The following is a 15,642-nucleotide window of genomic DNA, read 5'->3' on the forward strand; positions in this document are numbered from 1 at the left end:
AGAGGATGCCCATGAGCGCTGCGGAGCTGCCCGGCACTGCCGTCCCGGCCCCTCCGCCGGGGATGGTCGTCACCGGCCGATACGACGAAGGGCCCGGCTACCGGATCAACCGCCCTGCGGGAGCGAGCAGTTGGCTGCTCACCTGGACGACGGACGGCAGCGGCCTGCTCCGGCAGGGAACCGTGGTGACCACTGCGCGCACCGGCGACCTCGTCGTCCTCGCCCCCGGCGTGCAGCACAGCTATGCGGTCGGACCCGGCGCACGCCGCTGGCGGTTCTGGTGGACGCACTGCCAGGTCCGCCCCCACTGGATCCCGTGGCTAACCCCCCGTGCCCTCGGTGACGGCGTGTACGCCGTCGGCACCCCGGACGGCACCCGCGCCCGGATCGAGGCGGCCTTCCACCGCGTGCTCGCCGACTCCCGCTGGACCGGCACCGGCGCGCCGCCCGCCCCGGCAGCCGGCGACGACCCCGTCGCCGTCGCGCACGGCAGCGCGGCCCGCGAACTCGCCCTGTGCGCGCTGGAGGAGGTCGTGCTGCTCGCGACCGCCGGCGCGCACCCGGCGGCGCCCGGCGGAGACGCCGGGGACGAACGGGTGCGCCGCGCCGAGGAACTGATCGCCGCCGACCCGGCCGCCCCGCACACGGTCCGCTCGCTCGCCGCGCGTGTCGCACTGTCGCCGTCCCGGTTCGCCCACCTCTTCACCGCCCGGACCGGCGTGCCGCCGATGCGCGCACTGCGCGAGGCGCGGCTGCGGCACGCCGCCCGGCTGCTGGAGAGCAGCGACCTGACCGTCGAGCGGGTCGCCGCCGCGTCCGGATTTCCCAGCCCGTTCCACTTCAACCGGGTTTTCCGAGAACGATACGGTGTCCCGCCCGGCGCCTACCGCTCCGGTGAACGTCTGTAATGCGCCCGGTTATTGGTTTCCGGGTGCCGGGCCGCCCGGCGGCCTGTGCAGGTCGGGGCGTGGTTCAATGGTTGGTGTCGATACCGGGGCGGTCGGCCCTTTATCCCCGCGCCAATTGCGATGTCGATACGGCGACAAAGCGCGGACTCTGTCCTTGACGAATCGTCAAATTAGGGCAGCCTCGGGGCGATGCGCAAAACCCCGAGATCCCTTGTTCTGCCGTGCTGGCCTGTGCAAAGGTGTGGCGTGTCGGCATGCGGACAATTGTTTTCGACCGCCGTGTGTGCGAGGCCGCTCTCCGTGCGCCGAACCCCCCAACAAGCCCATCCGGCCTTGGCGTCGGCGGGGCCGCATACCGGTCGCATACCATGCGGTATGGGCCGAATCCCGCGTTGCGTCTGGAAGGAATGCAGCCGTGAATGACGCAGGCCTGGGGAATTCCCCTACCCCCGCCCGGCCGTTCGACGTCACCGACGAGCAGCTCAGCGCCGAGCTCAAGCAGTGGACGGGCACGGCACCCGCCCTGCATCCCGTCGGTGAACTGCTCGACCGGCACTGGGAAGCGGCCTTCGCCTACGCCCGTCTGTGCGCCGACGGGACGCGCGGCGCGGGAATGCTCACCACCGCCGCATTCACCCGGCTCTTCGGTGAATCACTCCGCCAAGCAGGCCCGACCGCCGCCTGGCGCCCCCAGCTCCTCGTCACCGTCCGGCGAATCGCCGCCGAATGGGACAACGACGGCCGCGGCGAACTGCTCCACCCCCGGCTGCGCGCCGGCAAGGGCGAGCGGGCCGCCTCCCGGCTGCTCCCGCCCGCGAACCGGCGGCTGCTCTCCCGCGCCTTCCAGCGGCTCACCCCGTCCTCGCGGACCGTGCTGTGGCACACCGAGGTCGAGTCGGAGCCCCTGGCCTCACCGGCCGCACTGCTGGGCCTGGACGAGCAGGACGCGCACGTCGAACTGGGCCGGGCCCGCGAGCGGATGCGCGAGGAGTGCCTCCAGGTGCACCGCGAACTCGCCCACGAGGACGAGTGCCAGCGCTACGTCCGGATGATCGACGTGACCTTCCGGCGCGGTGGGATCGACGTCGACCGCGACCTCCAGCAGCACCTGAACGGCTGCAAGCACTGCCGGTACACCGCCGACCAGCTCCACCAGTTCAACGGCGGGCTCGGTATCGCCCTCGCCGAGGCCGTGCTCGGCTGGGGCGCCCGCGCCTACATGGAGTCCCGGGCCGGAGCGGCCGAACAGCCCGCCGAAACCCCGGCCGCACCCGCCGACGGGTTCGCGGGCGGGTTCGCGGGCGGCGAGGCCTTCGCGCCGCCCCCCGCCCCGGGCAAGGACCTGGTCGTGCACCCGGCCGCCTCCCGCCGCGCCCAGCAGCGGGCCGCCCGCCGGATCCGCCGCCGCAACCTCGCCGTGGCCGTGGGCACCGTGAGCGGTCTGGTCGTGCTGCCCCTCGTGCTGTGGTCGGTGCTCGGCTCCGGCGACGACTCCACCTCGGCCACCGCCAAGCCCTCCGCCACACCGGCCGGCTCCGCGACCTCAGGACCGTCCTGGATCGGCACCAGCCGGACCACTCAGGGCACCCTGCGCGGCCGCCTGCACAACATCGCCTCCGGCCTGTGCATCGGCGTGGTCGGCAAGAAAGCCGTCAAGGGCGCCGAGACCGAACTCGCCGAGTGCTCCTCGGTGGCCAGCCAGCAGTGGACGTACGACGGCGACGGACTGCTGCGCAACGCGGCCGCCCCCGAGCTGTGCCTGGACTCGCACCTCGGCTACTCCGTCCAGCTCGCCCCGTGCACCGCGGCGGCCGGGACCAAGGCGAAGAGCGTCCACTACGACTTCACCCTCCAGGGCGCGCTGGTGCCCCGCTGGGACCAGGACCTGGCGCTCGCCCCGGCCGCCACCGACGGCGGTGGTGCCCTGGTGGTCAAGAACCGGACGAACGCCAATGCCCAGCGGTGGGTGATGGACACCTCCCAGCCCGACCTGCAGATGCAGATCGTCAACTGGGACGCCGACACCACACCGACGCCGACCCAGGCCCCGACCGCGTCCGCCGCCCCGACCACCAAGGCCGCGAGGCCCGCCACGCCGACACCCACCCCGTCGGCGTCCAGGACGACCGCGCAGCCGACGCCGTCGAGCACCGCCGGCTACGACCCGTGCGCCGAGTACCCGGGCTACTGCTACGGCTCCGGGGGCGGCCAGTACGGCGGCGGCGGTTACGGCGGCGGTTACGGCGGTGGCTACGGGGGCGGTGGCGGGGGCCGCCACGGGCACTGAGCCCGCGAGGGCTCAGGGGTGCGGCGGCGAGGGCGGGATCGTCGTCAGGTCCGGCGCCCCCTCCGGCCACACCAGCAGCACCGGGCAGGGCGCGTGGTCGACCACGAACCGCGCCGCCTTGCCCAGGCTGTGCGGCCCGAGCCGGGACCGGTCGCCGTCCCGGGCCAGGACCAGCAGACCGGCCTCCTCGGCGGCCGCCACCACCTCCCGCTCGGCCCGGCCGACCCGCTCCAGCCGGGTGCACGGCCGCCCCAGCCGGGCCTCGGCCGCGGCCAGCAACTCCGCCGCAGACGTGCCGCCGAGCTCCACCAGACGCCCCTGAGGGTCCGGTTCCGAGCCGGCCCGGCCCAGCAGCCCCGCGAAGGCGCCGTGCGCGAGCCCGGCCACCCCTGGCTCGGCCACGTGCAGCAGCACCACCTCGGACGCGTCCGGCGCGTAGCCGCGCGCCGCGTCGACACAGGCGGGCCAGGTGCCCTCGACCAGCCAGACGATCACCCGCATGTCCATCGCCTCCCAGCTAGATGCCAACTGGATTCCCGACTACGTGCTTCGCACCAAGTGCCGCGATCTGCCGTGGGTGGCTGCGGCGCCGTCGTGGCTGGTCGCGCAGTTCCTCCCCCAGCCTTCGGCCGGGGATACCCCCAGCGCCCCTTCGGGGCTCAGACCCCGACCATCTGGAGCGCCCCCCACAGTGCCACCACCGCCCCGCACAGTGCGGTCGGCACGGCGAGCAGGCCCAGGCGGGTGAACTCGCCCAGGTCCACGCCGTGGTCGTGCTGGTGCACGATCCTGCGCCACAGCAGTGTCGCCAGGGAACCGGCGTAGGTGAGGTTCGGGCCGATGTTCACCCCGAGCAGCACCGCCAGCACCGCGCCAGGACCGGCCGGCGCGGCCAGCGGCAGCAGCACCAGCACCGCCGGCAGGTTGTTGACGATGTTCGCGAGGACGGCCGCCAGCGCCGCGACGCCGAGCAGCGCCGGCAGCCCGGTCCCGCCCGGCAGCACATGGCCGAGCGCGTCCGCCAGCCCGTTGTCGACGACCGCCCGCACCACGATCCCGAGCGCCAGCACGAACGCCAGGAACGCGGGCGCGGCCGCCTTCACCACCGTCAGCGGGGTCGCCTTCCGCCGTACCAGTGCCCGCCCGGCCAGCACCAGCGCACCCGCGCACGCCGCCCACGCCGGGTCGATGCCGACCGCCGAGGTGAGCACGAACCCGGCGAGCGTGCAGGCCACCGTCACCAGCGCGAACACCGGCAGCCGGGGCGGCTCGCCGGCGTCCTGGGCGCCCGGGGCCGCCGAGGACAGGTCACGGGCGAAGAACCGCCGGAACACCACGTACTCGGCGCCGATCGCCACCAGCCAGGGCAGCACCATCAGCGCCGCGAACCGGGTGAAGCTCAGCCCGCTCGCCGCGAACGCCAGCAGGTTCGTCAGATTGGACACGGGCAGCAGCAGCGAGGCGGTGTTCGACAGGTGCGTACAGGCGTAGACGTGCGGTTTCGCCCGCACCCCGGACCGGGCCGCCGTCGCGAACACCACGGGCGTCAGCAGCACCACCGTCGCGTCCAGGCTCAGTACGGCGGTGATCACCGAGGCCAGTGCGAACACCGCGGTCAGCAGCCGCACCGGCCGCCCGCCCGACCAGCGGGCCATCCACGCCCCGCAGGCCTGGAACAGACCCTCCACGTCGCAGAAGTGGGCCAGCACCAGGACCGCGGCGAGGAACCCGACGACCGGCCCCAGCTGCTCGGCCTCCGCCCGCGCGTGGTCGAGGGAGATCGCCCCGGTGGCGACGACGATGCCCGCCGCCGGCACGGCGAGCACCGCCTCAGGCCAGCCTCGCGGCCGGATCACGGCCCAGGCCAGCACGGCGGCGAGCAGCAGGACGGACAGGGTCTCGGCGAGCGGGGTGTTCAGGGCGCGTTCCTCGGAGGCGTGATCAAGTGCGGCCCGCCCATGAAAGCAGATGAAGGTGGACGGACCCCGTTTACGCGGACGGGGTACCCGCCGCGCCCAGGAACTCGCCCCAGCCGCCGGTCGGCTCCTGCCCCGGATTCAGCGTGCGCAGCGTCCGCAGCACCGCCGGGTCCTGCGCCTCCAGCCACGCCACGAGCTGCTTGAAGGACACGAAGCGCACGTCGTCGTACTGGGCCATCTTGCCGATGGCCTCCTCGACGGCGTCCATGTAGATGCCGCCGTTCCAGCGCTCGAAGTGGTTGCCGATGAAGAACGGCGCCCGGTTGGTGCTGTAGGCCCGCTCGAAGCCCGCCACGTAGCTGTCGCGGGCCTGGGTGCGCCAGGCGTCGTACTGGGTCTTGTCGCCCAGCGGATTTCCGGCCGACTGGTTGTACATCATGTTGTAGTCCATCGACAGGACCTGGAAGGAGTGCCCGGGAAACGGTATGGACTGCAGCGGGAAGTCCCAGATGCGGTTGCCCTGCACCTTGCCCGGCCAGATCTGCAGGCCGCCGGGGGAGGAGGCGTCGTACTTCCAGCCGAGCGCGGCCGCGGTGGGCAGCAGGTTGGCCTGGCCCTCCAGGCACGGGGTACGGCCGCCGATCAGCTCCTTGCCGTAGTCGAAGGGCAGCGGCTCCAGGTCGGTGAAGCCGGTGTTCGTCTTCCACTTGGTGACGAAGTCCATGGCCTGGTCGATCTCGCTGCGCCACTCGGCGGGGGACCAGTTGCGCACGCCGTCGGAGCCGCAGAAGTGCCCGTTGAAGTGGGTGCCGATCTCGTGGCCCTCCAGCCAGGCCGCGCGCACCTGCTGGAGCGTGTTGTGGATGTGCCGGTCGGAGAGGTAGCCGATCGCCGAGGCGCCGACCGGGTGCTGCGGGGGACGGTAGAGGTCCTTCTTGGACTCGGGCAGGGTGTAGATGCCGGAGAGGAAGAACGTCATCTTCGCGCCGTGGTCCGCGGCCACCTTGCGGAAGCGGGAGAACAGCCTGTTGCTGAGCTCGCCCGCGCCGTCCCAGGAGAACACCACGAACTGCGGCGGCTTGGTGCCGGGCGCCATCCGGGTCGCCTTCGGCTGGTGCGGCTGCGCGCCGGTGTCGGCGGTGGAGCCGTCGCCGATGAGCTTGAGCGGCTTGGCCGGCGCGCCGCCGCCGGCGCCGCCGTCCTTGACGCCGTCGCCCGAACTGCTGCCGCCCAGCGTCCAGCTGCCGTTCGAGCACGCGGAGAGGGCGCCGAGCGCCCCCGCCGTCGCGCCCGCCGTCAGCACCCGCCTGCGAGAGATGCCGCTCATGTCCGTCCCCGATTCCGTCGTCCCGGCCCCTCGCGGAGCCCCGTCGCTGTGTGGTCGACGGGTTCGATGGGCGGTCGGGCGAAAAAGATCGGAGCCGGCTGTGCGTGTTGCACGCCTGTGACAGTCGTGGCGCGGACATGACGAACCCCGCTGCCCGGGGGAGTGGGCAGCGGGGTCCGGTCAGGGGGTGGTCAGGCGCCGGTACCGGCGCTGAAGACGCCCAGGCGCACCGAGGAGGCGTTCCCGGAGACCGGGACCGCGCCGTTCTTCCAGGTGACCTTCAACGAGTCCTTCTCGTCCGGCGGGGTGACCAGGAGCGCGGCCGGGGTCGCCGTCTTGGCGCCGCTGATCTCCGGGTTGGAGAAGGTCAGCCCCGCCCAGGCGCTCTGACCGGGCTTGAGGGTGACCGTCGTGGCGGTGGTGCCGGACTCGCGCTGCGGGTCGGGGCCGAGCTGGGTGCCGGAAGAGTTCACGAAGGCGGCGCCCGGGTAGCCGCGCACGGTGCAGGTGCGGCCCGACTTGTTGGTGAGCACGACCGGGAAGTTCTCCTGGCCGGCCCCCGGGTTGTTGCCGCCCACCGAGGCGGACAGCTCCGAGGTGTGGCAGCGCGTCGCGGCGGCGCTGCTCGTCGTGGTGCCGCCGGTCGAGCTGCCGCCCGTCGACGAGCCGCCGCCCTGTGACGCCGAGGAGGATCCGCTGCCGGACGGGACGGGGGAGGTACCCGAGCTGTCCGTGCCCGACGCGTTGCCGGTCGCGGGCGCGGCCGTGCCCGACACCGACTCGGGGGACTTGCCCTGACCGCCGTTGCCGCAGGCGGTCAGCAGGCCCAGGGCGGCGGCCGTGCTCGCGAGCAGGGCCGCCCCGCGCCGCAAGGACTGGGACGTGTGCGCCATGTGTCTCACCACTCCTGGATGTGTCGTGGCACGCCCGCGAGGCGTGCCCGAGGCGCTCCGTGCGCCGTCACTCCCATCCGATGCGAGAAACGGCGGAAAAGTTCGGGGGCACGCCGGGATTCCCCGACTCAGGTGACCCGAAGGGACCGGAGTATGCCGTCCGTGACGGTCCTGTCGACGGCGCCCTTCTGCCGCACCTGCACGTACACCTGCGGCCGGCTCCCGCCGCCGGCCGGGCGCAGGGCCGCCTCCTGGATCGATCCGCCCGCGCCGGAACAGCCGCTCCAGCTGCGGACACTGCCCTTCCAGTCGGTGCCGGTGAAGGCGCGGCTGCCGTCGTAGTGGCAGCCGGAGTGGGAGAGGGCGTCCACCTTTGCTGTGACGTCCCCCTTCTCGCTCACGCCGATGAAGACGCCGTTCACCGCGGTCGTCAGGTCCTGCCACGCCGACACGTCGTCCGCGACCTCCAGACCCGGCTCGTGCCCGGAGGCCAGCCCCAGGGCCTGCGGGTTCCAGCCGGAGTTCCGCAGCTCGCCCGCCCACCCGGACGGCACCTGGGCCACCACCCGCCCGGTGGAGTCGGCGACCCGCGTCTCGTCGCCCGCCGACCCGTTCCGGTCGACCAGCGTGACCGCGAGGGCGGTGCCCCCGGCCGCGAGGACCGCGGCGACGGTCAGCGTGACCGCGTTGAGCCGCCTGCGGACACCGTCCAGACGCCGGGGACGGCGCGCCCTGCGGCCCGCCGTGGCCGCCGCCAGCCGGTCCAGCTCGTCGGCGAAGGCCTGCGCGGACGGCCAGCGCCGCTCCCGGTCCGGCTCCAGGGCCCGCAGCAGCGCCCGCTGCACGTCCTCGCCGACGTCGGGCCGCAGCCGCTCCGGCCGGATCACCCGCCCGGGCGCCGCCGGCACCGTCCCAGTGACCAGCTCGTAGCCGACGGCGCCCAGCGCGTAGACGTCGGCGCGGGCGTCGATGCCCTCGCCGGGCTCGGCCTGCTCCGGCGGCTGGTACCCCGCCGAACCGGCGGCCAGGGTCAGCCCCGACGCCTGCGCCAGGCTCTTGGCCAGCCCCAGGTCGGCAAGGAGCACCCGCCGGGTGCCGTCCTGCGCGGTGCGCAGCAGCACGTTGGTCGGCTTGATGTCCCGGTGCACGATCCCCGCCCCGTGCAGGTCCTGCGCGCCGCGCGCCGCCAGCGCGGTCAGCCGCAGCGCGTCGGGGATCGGGAGCGGGCCGCCGCCGAGCAGGTCGGCGAGGGTGCCCGCGTCGGCGTACTCCATGACGAAGTACGGCCGCCCGTCCGGGAGTTCGCCGATGTCGTAGACCTGCACCACGCGCTTCGAGTCGGCCCGTCGCAGCAGCCGTGCCTCGGACAGGAAGCGGTCGTGGATGTCGAGGCGGTGGGACCAGTTGTCGGCGAGCACCTTCACCGCGACCGGGGCGTCCAGCTGGTCGTCGTGGGCGAGCCAGACCGTCCCGAAGGCACCGGTGCCCAGGCGCTGTTCGAGGCGATAGCGGCCGATCCGCTCCAGGGGTTGCATACGACTATCATGCCTGTCCTGAGATCGACTTCGAGGGGGACCTCCCGTGCCGGACGCCGCGCTGACCGAAGACCTCGCCCGGCGGGCCGCCGGCGGAGACCAGGTGGCTCTGAACCAGCTGCTGTCCGAGGTCTGGCCGGACGTCGTACGGCGCTGCGGGCGGTTCCTGCCGTGCCGGGAGGACGCCGAGGAGGCGGCCCAGGACGTGCTGCTGCAGATCTCCCGGAAGATCTCCACCTTCGAGGGCCGCAGCCGCTTCAGCACCTGGCTGTACACGGTCGTCGCCAACTGCTCCCGGCAGAAGTACCGGGACCTGAAGCGGCGGGCGGCGGAGCAGCCGGCGGCCATCGAGCCGACCGAGCACGTCGACCCCCGGACCACAAGTGTGATCGCCGGGTCCCGCATCGATCTGCTGGAGGCGCTGGACCGCCTGGAGCGGGAGCACCCGCAGCTGGTGGCGCCGCTCGTCTACCGGGACATCTGCCAGCTGGACTACGCCGAGGTCGCCGAGCGGGTCGGGATCCCGCTGGGCACCCTGAAGTCCCGGCTGCACGAGGCCCGCAAGCAGGTCCGGCCCTGGCTCAGCGCGCCGTGACAGCAGAAAGGGCCGCGCGTCGGCGGCCCTGAACACACACAGGGCGAGGAGTTCTTCTCCTTGCCCTTCTTAACGTATAGCGCACTGGGGGGCTTGCGGCAAGGCCCCCCTCGTCCCGCAGAATCGCAGGCCGAAGCCAGGAACCGCGGTATTTGGGGGATGCGCGACATGCGTGTGCTGTTGATGGGATATGGGTCGCGCGGCGACGTCGAACCGCTGGCGGGGCTCGCGGTGGCGCTGCGCGAGCTCGGCGCCGAGGCCCGGGTGTGCGCACCGCCGGACGAGGAGTTCGCGGAGCTGCTGGCCCGTGCGGGTGTGCCGCACGTGCCGTTCGGGCCGTCGGTGCGCTCGCTGGTGACCCGGCCGAACCCGGCGCCGGAGGACGCGTTCAAGCTGGCGCCGGAGCTGGTGGCCGCGCACTTCGACACGGTCGGCCCGGCGGCCGAGGGCTGCGACGTGCTGGTGGCGAGCGGACTGATGCCGGCCGGCGCGCGGTCGGTGGCCGAGAACCTGGGCATCCGCTACGTGCTGGCCTGCTACCACACCGCCGGACTGCCGTCCTCGCGGTTCCCGCCGGCGCACCGGCCGGGTCGGCCGGCCCCGGCCGGCGCCGACCTGCCGACGCTGTGGAAGGTGGACGCCGAACGGGTCAACGCCCTGTACGGCGAGGCGCTCAACACCCACCGGGCCGCCCTCGGCCTGCCCCCGGTGGACAACGTCCGCGACCACGTCCTCACCGACCGGCCGTGGCTGGCGGCCGACCCGGGGTTCGCCCCGTGGCAGGAGATGACGGACCTCGGTCTCGTCCAGACCGGCGCGTGGCTGCTGCCGGACACCCGCGCGCTGCCGGCCGACCTGCTGGCGTTCCTGGCGGACGGCGCACCGCCGGTCTACGTCGGCTTCGGCAGCATGGCCATGCGCGGCGCGCCGGACGCCGCCCGGGTGGCCGTCGAGGCGGTACGCGCCCAGGGGCGGCGCGTGCTGATCGGCCGCGGCTGGGCGGACCTGGCCCCGGACGACGGCGCCGACTGCTTCGCCGTCGGCGAGATCAACCACCAGGCGCTGTTCCGCCGGGTCGCCGCCGTCGTCCACCACGGGGGCGCCGGCACCACGACGACGGCCGCCGTGGCGGGGGTGCCCCAGGTGGTCGTCCCCCAGTTCGTGGACCAGCCGTTCTGGGCCGCCCGGGTCGCCGCGCTCGGTATCGGCGCGGCCCACGACGGCCCGGTACCGACCGTCGACTCGCTCTCGGCCGCGCTCGCGACCGCCCTCACCCCCGACACCCGCGCCCGTGCGGCCGCCGTGGCCGGCACGATGCGCACCGACGGAGCCACCGTGGCCGCGCGGCTGCTCCTCGACGGCGCCTGAGCCGCCGCACACGACCACCGCGGGCGTTGCCCGATGGTGCGGTCTCGCCGTGCTGGTGCGACCGGCCGTGACGGAGCCGCCGTGCGCGACCAGCGTGGGCGTTGCCCGATGGTGCGGTCTCGCCGTGCTGGTGCGACCGGCCGTGACGGAGCCGCCGCGCGCGACCAGCGCGGGCGCTGCCCGATGGTGCGGCCCCGCCGTGCTGGTGTGGCCAGCCACGACGGCCTCGCGACCTGCCTGCCACCCACCACACCCGCGATCAATTCCGGACGGCGGTAGCCGTCCCCGCCCCCGTGTCCGCCTGTTTCGTCCCGTCCTCCCGGACGCCCTGCCGTACGTGCCTGCGGCCGCACGGCCACCCCACGGAGCTGATTCTTTGAACCCCCTGACCACCAGCCCCTTCGACCTGCCCGAGCGGCTCTCCGCCAAGGCCGACCCGGCCCTGATCGCCGACGACGAGCGGCAGCTGGCCGCCGTCGCCGAGTGCCTCGCCCGGACGATCGCCGAACTGTCCGACCGCCTCGCCGCCGAGCTCAGGGCGCCCGGCGGCACCGGCCGGGCCGCGATGGACCGGGACGCCGAGGTCCACCGGCTGACCGGACGCCTGCGCACCCTGCGCCGCTTCGGCCTGGACCTGTGCCTGGGACGTATGGTCGGCATCGACGACCCCGAGCCCGTGTACATCGGCCGCCTCGGCCTCACCGACAGCACCGGGCGCCGGCTGCTGATCGACTGGCGGTCGCCCGCGGCCGAGCCGTTCTTCGCGGCGACCCATGCCGACCCGGCGGGGCTGCGCAGCAGGCGCAGGTACCGCTGGACGGACGGCCGGATCAGCGACTACTGGGACGAGGTGTTCACCGCGGACGGGCTCGACGGGCACGCCGCGCTCGACGACCAGTCCGCGTTCATCGCCAGCCTCGGCGCCGACCGCTCGGAGCGGATGCGGGACGTCCTCGCCACCATCCAGGCCGACCAGGACGCGATCATCCGCGCCGGATCCCGCGGCGCCCTCGTCGTCGACGGCGGCCCGGGCACCGGCAAGACGGTCGTCGCCCTGCACCGCACCGCCCACCTCCTGTACTCCGACCCGCGGCTCGGCCACCGCAGGGGCCGGGTGCTGTTCGTCGGCCCGCACCGGCCCTACCTGAACTACGTCTCCGACGTCCTGCCGAGCCTCGGCGAGGAGGGCGTGCAGACCTGCGTCCTGCGGGACCTCGTCGACGAGGGTGCCACCGCCGCCGTCGAGACCGACGCGGAGGCGGCCCGGCTGAAGTCGTCCGCGGACATGGTGCGGGCGGTCGAGACCGCCGTCCGGTTCTACGAGGAGCCCCCGGCCCGGGGAATGACGGTGACCACCGACTGGGGCGACCTCCGGCTGACCGCCGACGACTGGGCCGACGCGTTCCGGGCACCGGCTCCCGGCACCCCGCACAACGAGGCCCGCGACCAGATCTGGGAGGAGCTGGCCACCATCCTGCTGGAGAAGTACCGCGGTGCCGACGTGGCGGCCGAGGAGTTCCGCAGGTCACTGCAGCGGGACCGGGACCTGGTCGACACCCTCGACCGCGCCTGGCCGCTGCTGGAGCCGACCGACCTGGTCGGGGACCTCTGGTCGGTGCCCGCCTACCTGCGGCTGTGCGCCCCCTGGCTCGGCCCGGACGACGTACGCAGGCTCCAGCGCGCCGACGCCCAGGCCTGGACGGTGTCCGACCTGCCGCTCCTGGACGCGGCCCGGCAGCGGCTCGGCGACCCGGAGACCTCCCGGCGCAAACGCCGGCAGGAGGCCGTGCTCGCCGCCCAGCGCGAGCGCATGACCCAGGTCGTCGACAACCTGATCGGGGCCGTCCGGGACTCCGGCGCCGACGGCGACGACGGCGAAGGCCTGGTGATCATGCTCCGCGGGGAGGACGCCAAGGTCAGCCTGGTCGACGAGTCCGAACTGGCCGTCCCCGCTCCCGACCTGCTGGCCGGCCCGTTCGCCCACATCGTCGTCGACGAGGCCCAGGAGCTCACCGACGCGGAGTGGCAGATGCTGCTGCTGCGCTGCCCCTCCCGGAGCTTCACCATCGTCGGGGACCGCGCCCAGGCACGGCACGGGTTCACGGAGACATGGCAGGAACGCCTGGCACGGGTCGGGTTCGACCGGATCGAGCTGGCCTCGCTCAACATCAACTACCGCACCCCGGAAGAGGTCATGGCGGAGGCCGAGCCGGTCATCCGGGCCGTGCTCCCGGACGCCAACGTGCCGACCTCGATCCGCGGCGGCGGCCTGCCCGTGGTCCACGGATCCGTGTCCGAGCGGGACGAGATCCTCGGCACCTGGCTCGCGGGCCACACCGAGGGCGTCGCCTGCGTGATCGGCGACCCCGGGTTCACACCGACGCCCCGGATCAGCGCGCTCACCCCGGAACTGTCGAAGGGACTCGAATTCGACCTCGTCGTCCTCGTCGACCCGGAAAGGTTCGGCACGGGCGTGACAGGCGGCGTCGACCGCTACGTCGCGATGACCCGGGCGACCCGGCAGCTGGTGGTCCTGACCAGCGCCCCGTAAGGGCGCGGGGAACTGCGCGACCAGCCACGACGGCGCCGCGGACGACACACACGCTCGGCCGGGTCAGCCCGCAGGCCGGGGAGCACGCAGACGGGCGCGCCGCCTCAGCTCCTCGGCCTCGACCAGCTCCAGCATCGGCTTGCCCGGCGCGCACATCATGGTGACCACGAACTCGGTCCTGGTGTCGGCGAGCGCGTTGCCGTCCTGGTAGTGGATGACATCACCGCCCGGCTCCCAGAACGTGCCCCCGGCCTCGACGATCCGCTCCGGCTCGCCTTCCAGTTCGAAGCGGACCGCGCCCTTGAGGACGTACCCGAACGCGGGGCCGCTGTGGCGGTGCGGTGGGGTTCCGGGATCGCCGGGTTCCCACTCGACGCGGATGGTCATCGCCGACGCGCCCTCGGGGATGGTGAGGGGAGCGGCGTCCTGGAGCACCTGCACCGCCCGGGTCCAGCTCGGGCCGTCCGGGTCGTCCGGGTCGTCGCCGGGATGGGCGTGCGGTGGGTTCTCCGACACTGAGCCGTCCCTTCCGTGTCCGGTGCCGACCGTGACCGACTGTACGCCGGGCGGGCAGGTGACCGTTGCTTTCGCAATCGGCGGGCGGTGACGTGTCGCGGGCGCCCGCTACGGCCCGGCGACCGCCACGCCCAGCTCGGTCGCCGCGCGCACGGCGAACCAGACCTCGGTGAAGGCGGCCGTCGTCGACAGGTCCCGGCCGGTCACCTCGCCGAAGCGGCGCAGCCGGTAGGCGAGTGTGTTGGGGTGGATGTGCAGGGCCGCGGCGGCGTCCTCGGTGCGCCGGTCGCGTTCCATCCAGGTGCGGACGGAGACCAGCAGCTGTGACCCGTGCGTCCGGTCGTAGCGCAGGGCCGCGCCGAGGACCTGCTCGACGAGGGCGGCCAGCAGCCGGCGGTCCTCCGGCAGCCAGCGTCCGGTGGCGTCCTCGCCGTAGTGGAGGAGCGGCTTGCCCGCCTCCTCCGCGCGGCCTGCCGCCCACTCCGCCTCCTGCAGGGCGACCCGCAGCGGCTCGCCGACGGTGACGGGCCGGCTCACCCCGCACACCGCGCCCGGCAGGTCGGCCAGGGCCTCCGTGAAGCCGGGTTCGGCCAGCACCAGCCGGTCCTCGCCGCGGCGCAGGGTCAGGTGCGGGTGGCCGGACAGGGCGCCGTCCAGCTGCTCGTCCTGGGCGCGCCGGAGCACCGCGAGGACGACCGGCCGCTGGGCGTCCAGACGGTGATGGGCCAGCCGGCGCTGGGCGCCGGCCGCGTCGAGGGTGTCCTGGAGCAGTTCCGCGAGGGTCTCCGCACCCTCCCGCCGCAGCACCTCGCGCTCCTGGCGCACCATCGCGAGCCGCAGCGCGGCGACGGTGGCCAGGTGCTGGACGACGGCCAGCCCGGCCGGGCGCGCACCGGCCTGCTCCAGCGCGACCAGGTAGCCGGCCGCGCCGCCCGGGCCGAGGACGGGGAGCACGAAGCCGCCGGGCACGGTCGGCGGGGCGTCCGGGTGCGCCGGGAGCACCGACAGGTCCTCCGGTGCCGGGACGCCGGGCAGCAGCGGGCGCCCCTGGGGGGTGCACAGGAAGATGCGGTAGCCGCTGAGCTGCTCCAGCCGGTCGAAGAGCGCGGGGATGTCGAGGTTCTCCTCGGCCATCCAGCGCAGCGCGCCGAACACCTGGAGCTGGGCGCCGAGCCGCTCGGCGGACTTCTCGCTGACCGCGGCGGCGACCTCCTGGGCGATGGTCACGAAGGGAACGGTGAGCGGCACCTCGATGACCGGGAAGCCGCGCTCCTCGGCCGCCGCGAGGAAGGCCTGCCGCAGCGGCGGGGTGCGCAGCTGGGTGCTGAGGACCAGCGCCGCGACGCCCGCGTCGTCGAGGCGCTCCAGATAGCGCCGCTGTGCGTCGCCGCCGCGCGGTACCGCGAGGCCCACGGTCATGAGGACCTCCGAGCCCTGCAGCCACGGGGTGGGGTCCTCCAGCTCGCTGACGTGTGCCCAGGAGACCGTACGGCCCAGGCCGCCGCCGCCCGCGAGCAGACGCATCTGCAACGCGGGGAAGGACAGCAGGTCGCCCACGGTGAGAACGGAACGCGGCGTCGCTTTGTGGTCGGGCACAAGACCACTGTAGTTCTTCGTGCCGTCAACAATTGACCCTGTCGGCCGGCCGTCCGCACACTGAGGCATCCCCCCGCCACCGGAACCACCAGCTCCGGTCCAGGGTCCGCCCACCCGGCGGTGTACGCCCAAGGCTCGACAGGAAGG

General features: G+C 73.9%; 12 protein-coding genes. 5 read left to right on the forward strand and 7 right to left on the reverse strand.

Features of this window, described 5'->3' with window-relative positions:
• The first annotated feature begins 11 nt into the window (after positions 1 to 11).
• Both ACFY0K_RS02600 and ACFY0K_RS02605 read left to right on the forward strand, forming a co-directional pair.
• A complete protein-coding gene (locus ACFY0K_RS02600) occupies positions 12 to 908 on the forward strand; it encodes a helix-turn-helix domain-containing protein (RefSeq protein WP_390638243.1) in 897 nt (298 codons plus the stop codon).
• Positions 909 to 1,323: 415 nt separating this feature from the next.
• A complete protein-coding gene (locus ACFY0K_RS02605; protein ID WP_390638244.1) occupies positions 1,324 to 3,195 on the forward strand; it encodes a ricin-type beta-trefoil lectin domain protein in 1,872 nt (623 codons plus the stop codon).
• Positions 3,196 to 3,207: 12 nt separating this feature from the next.
• Here the strand turns inward: ACFY0K_RS02605 and ACFY0K_RS02610 are convergent, their stop codons facing one another.
• From ACFY0K_RS02610 to ACFY0K_RS02630, 5 genes are all read right to left on the reverse strand, one after another.
• A complete protein-coding gene (locus ACFY0K_RS02610) occupies positions 3,208 to 3,696 on the reverse strand; it encodes a universal stress protein (protein ID WP_390638840.1) in 489 nt (162 codons plus the stop codon).
• A 158-nt stretch (positions 3,697 to 3,854) separates the two neighbouring features.
• Positions 3,855 to 5,114, reverse strand: coding sequence for an arsenic transporter (locus tag ACFY0K_RS02615; protein ID WP_390638841.1), 1,260 nt, complete (start codon positions 5,112 to 5,114; stop codon positions 3,855 to 3,857).
• 70 nt (positions 5,115 to 5,184) lie between these two features.
• On the reverse strand, positions 5,185 to 6,441 hold the full coding sequence (locus ACFY0K_RS02620; protein ID WP_390638245.1) for a hypothetical protein: 1,257 nt from the start codon (positions 6,439 to 6,441) through the stop codon (positions 5,185 to 5,187).
• Between the two features lie 191 nt (positions 6,442 to 6,632).
• Complete coding sequence (locus ACFY0K_RS02625; protein ID WP_390638246.1) at positions 6,633 to 7,334, reverse strand: DUF4232 domain-containing protein; 702 nt, start codon at positions 7,332 to 7,334, stop codon at positions 6,633 to 6,635.
• A 128-nt stretch (positions 7,335 to 7,462) separates the two neighbouring features.
• Complete coding sequence (locus ACFY0K_RS02630; protein ID WP_390638247.1) at positions 7,463 to 8,869, reverse strand: serine/threonine-protein kinase; 1,407 nt, start codon at positions 8,867 to 8,869, stop codon at positions 7,463 to 7,465.
• Between the two features lie 46 nt (positions 8,870 to 8,915).
• Between ACFY0K_RS02630 and ACFY0K_RS02635 the strand changes: the two genes are divergently transcribed.
• From ACFY0K_RS02635 to helR, 3 genes are all read left to right on the forward strand, one after another.
• Complete coding sequence (locus ACFY0K_RS02635; protein ID WP_390638248.1) at positions 8,916 to 9,464, forward strand: RNA polymerase sigma factor; 549 nt, start codon at positions 8,916 to 8,918, stop codon at positions 9,462 to 9,464.
• A gap of 168 nt (positions 9,465 to 9,632) precedes the next feature.
• Positions 9,633 to 10,832, forward strand: a complete 1,200-nt coding sequence (locus tag ACFY0K_RS02640; protein WP_390638249.1) for a glycosyltransferase — start codon at positions 9,633 to 9,635, stop codon at positions 10,830 to 10,832.
• A 376-nt stretch (positions 10,833 to 11,208) separates the two neighbouring features.
• Positions 11,209 to 13,383, forward strand: coding sequence for an RNA polymerase recycling motor ATPase HelR (helR, locus tag ACFY0K_RS02645; protein WP_390638250.1), 2,175 nt, complete (start codon positions 11,209 to 11,211; stop codon positions 13,381 to 13,383).
• A 63-nt stretch (positions 13,384 to 13,446) separates the two neighbouring features.
• Here the strand turns inward: helR and ACFY0K_RS02650 are convergent, their stop codons facing one another.
• Both ACFY0K_RS02650 and ACFY0K_RS02655 read right to left on the reverse strand, forming a co-directional pair.
• Complete coding sequence (locus ACFY0K_RS02650; protein WP_390638251.1) at positions 13,447 to 13,899, reverse strand: cupin domain-containing protein; 453 nt, start codon at positions 13,897 to 13,899, stop codon at positions 13,447 to 13,449.
• Between the two features lie 108 nt (positions 13,900 to 14,007).
• Positions 14,008 to 15,495, reverse strand: a complete 1,488-nt coding sequence (locus ACFY0K_RS02655; protein WP_390638252.1) for a PucR family transcriptional regulator — start codon at positions 15,493 to 15,495, stop codon at positions 14,008 to 14,010.
• Between the last annotated feature and the right edge of the window lie 147 nt (positions 15,496 to 15,642).

Source organism: Streptomyces sp. NPDC001507 (assembly GCF_042894765.1).
In the GTDB taxonomy this organism is placed as follows: domain Bacteria; phylum Actinomycetota; class Actinomycetes; order Streptomycetales; family Streptomycetaceae; genus Streptomyces.

Excerpts from the sequence above, each read along its gene's own strand:
- ACFY0K_RS02625 (WP_390638246.1), bottom strand. The coding sequence starts at position 7,334 with ATGGCGCACACGTCCCAGTCCTTGCGGCGCGGGGCGGCCCTGCTCGCG.
- ACFY0K_RS02620 (WP_390638245.1), bottom strand. The coding sequence starts at position 6,441 with ATGAGCGGCATCTCTCGCAGGCGGGTGCTGACGGCGGGCGCGACGGCG.
- ACFY0K_RS02630 (WP_390638247.1), bottom strand. The coding sequence starts at position 8,869 with ATGCAACCCCTGGAGCGGATCGGCCGCTATCGCCTCGAACAGCGCCTG.
- ACFY0K_RS02610 (WP_390638840.1), bottom strand. The coding sequence starts at position 3,696 with ATGCGGGTGATCGTCTGGCTGGTCGAGGGCACCTGGCCCGCCTGTGTC.
- ACFY0K_RS02600 (WP_390638243.1), top strand. The coding sequence starts at position 12 with ATGAGCGCTGCGGAGCTGCCCGGCACTGCCGTCCCGGCCCCTCCGCCG.
- ACFY0K_RS02640 (WP_390638249.1), top strand. The coding sequence starts at position 9,633 with ATGCGTGTGCTGTTGATGGGATATGGGTCGCGCGGCGACGTCGAACCG.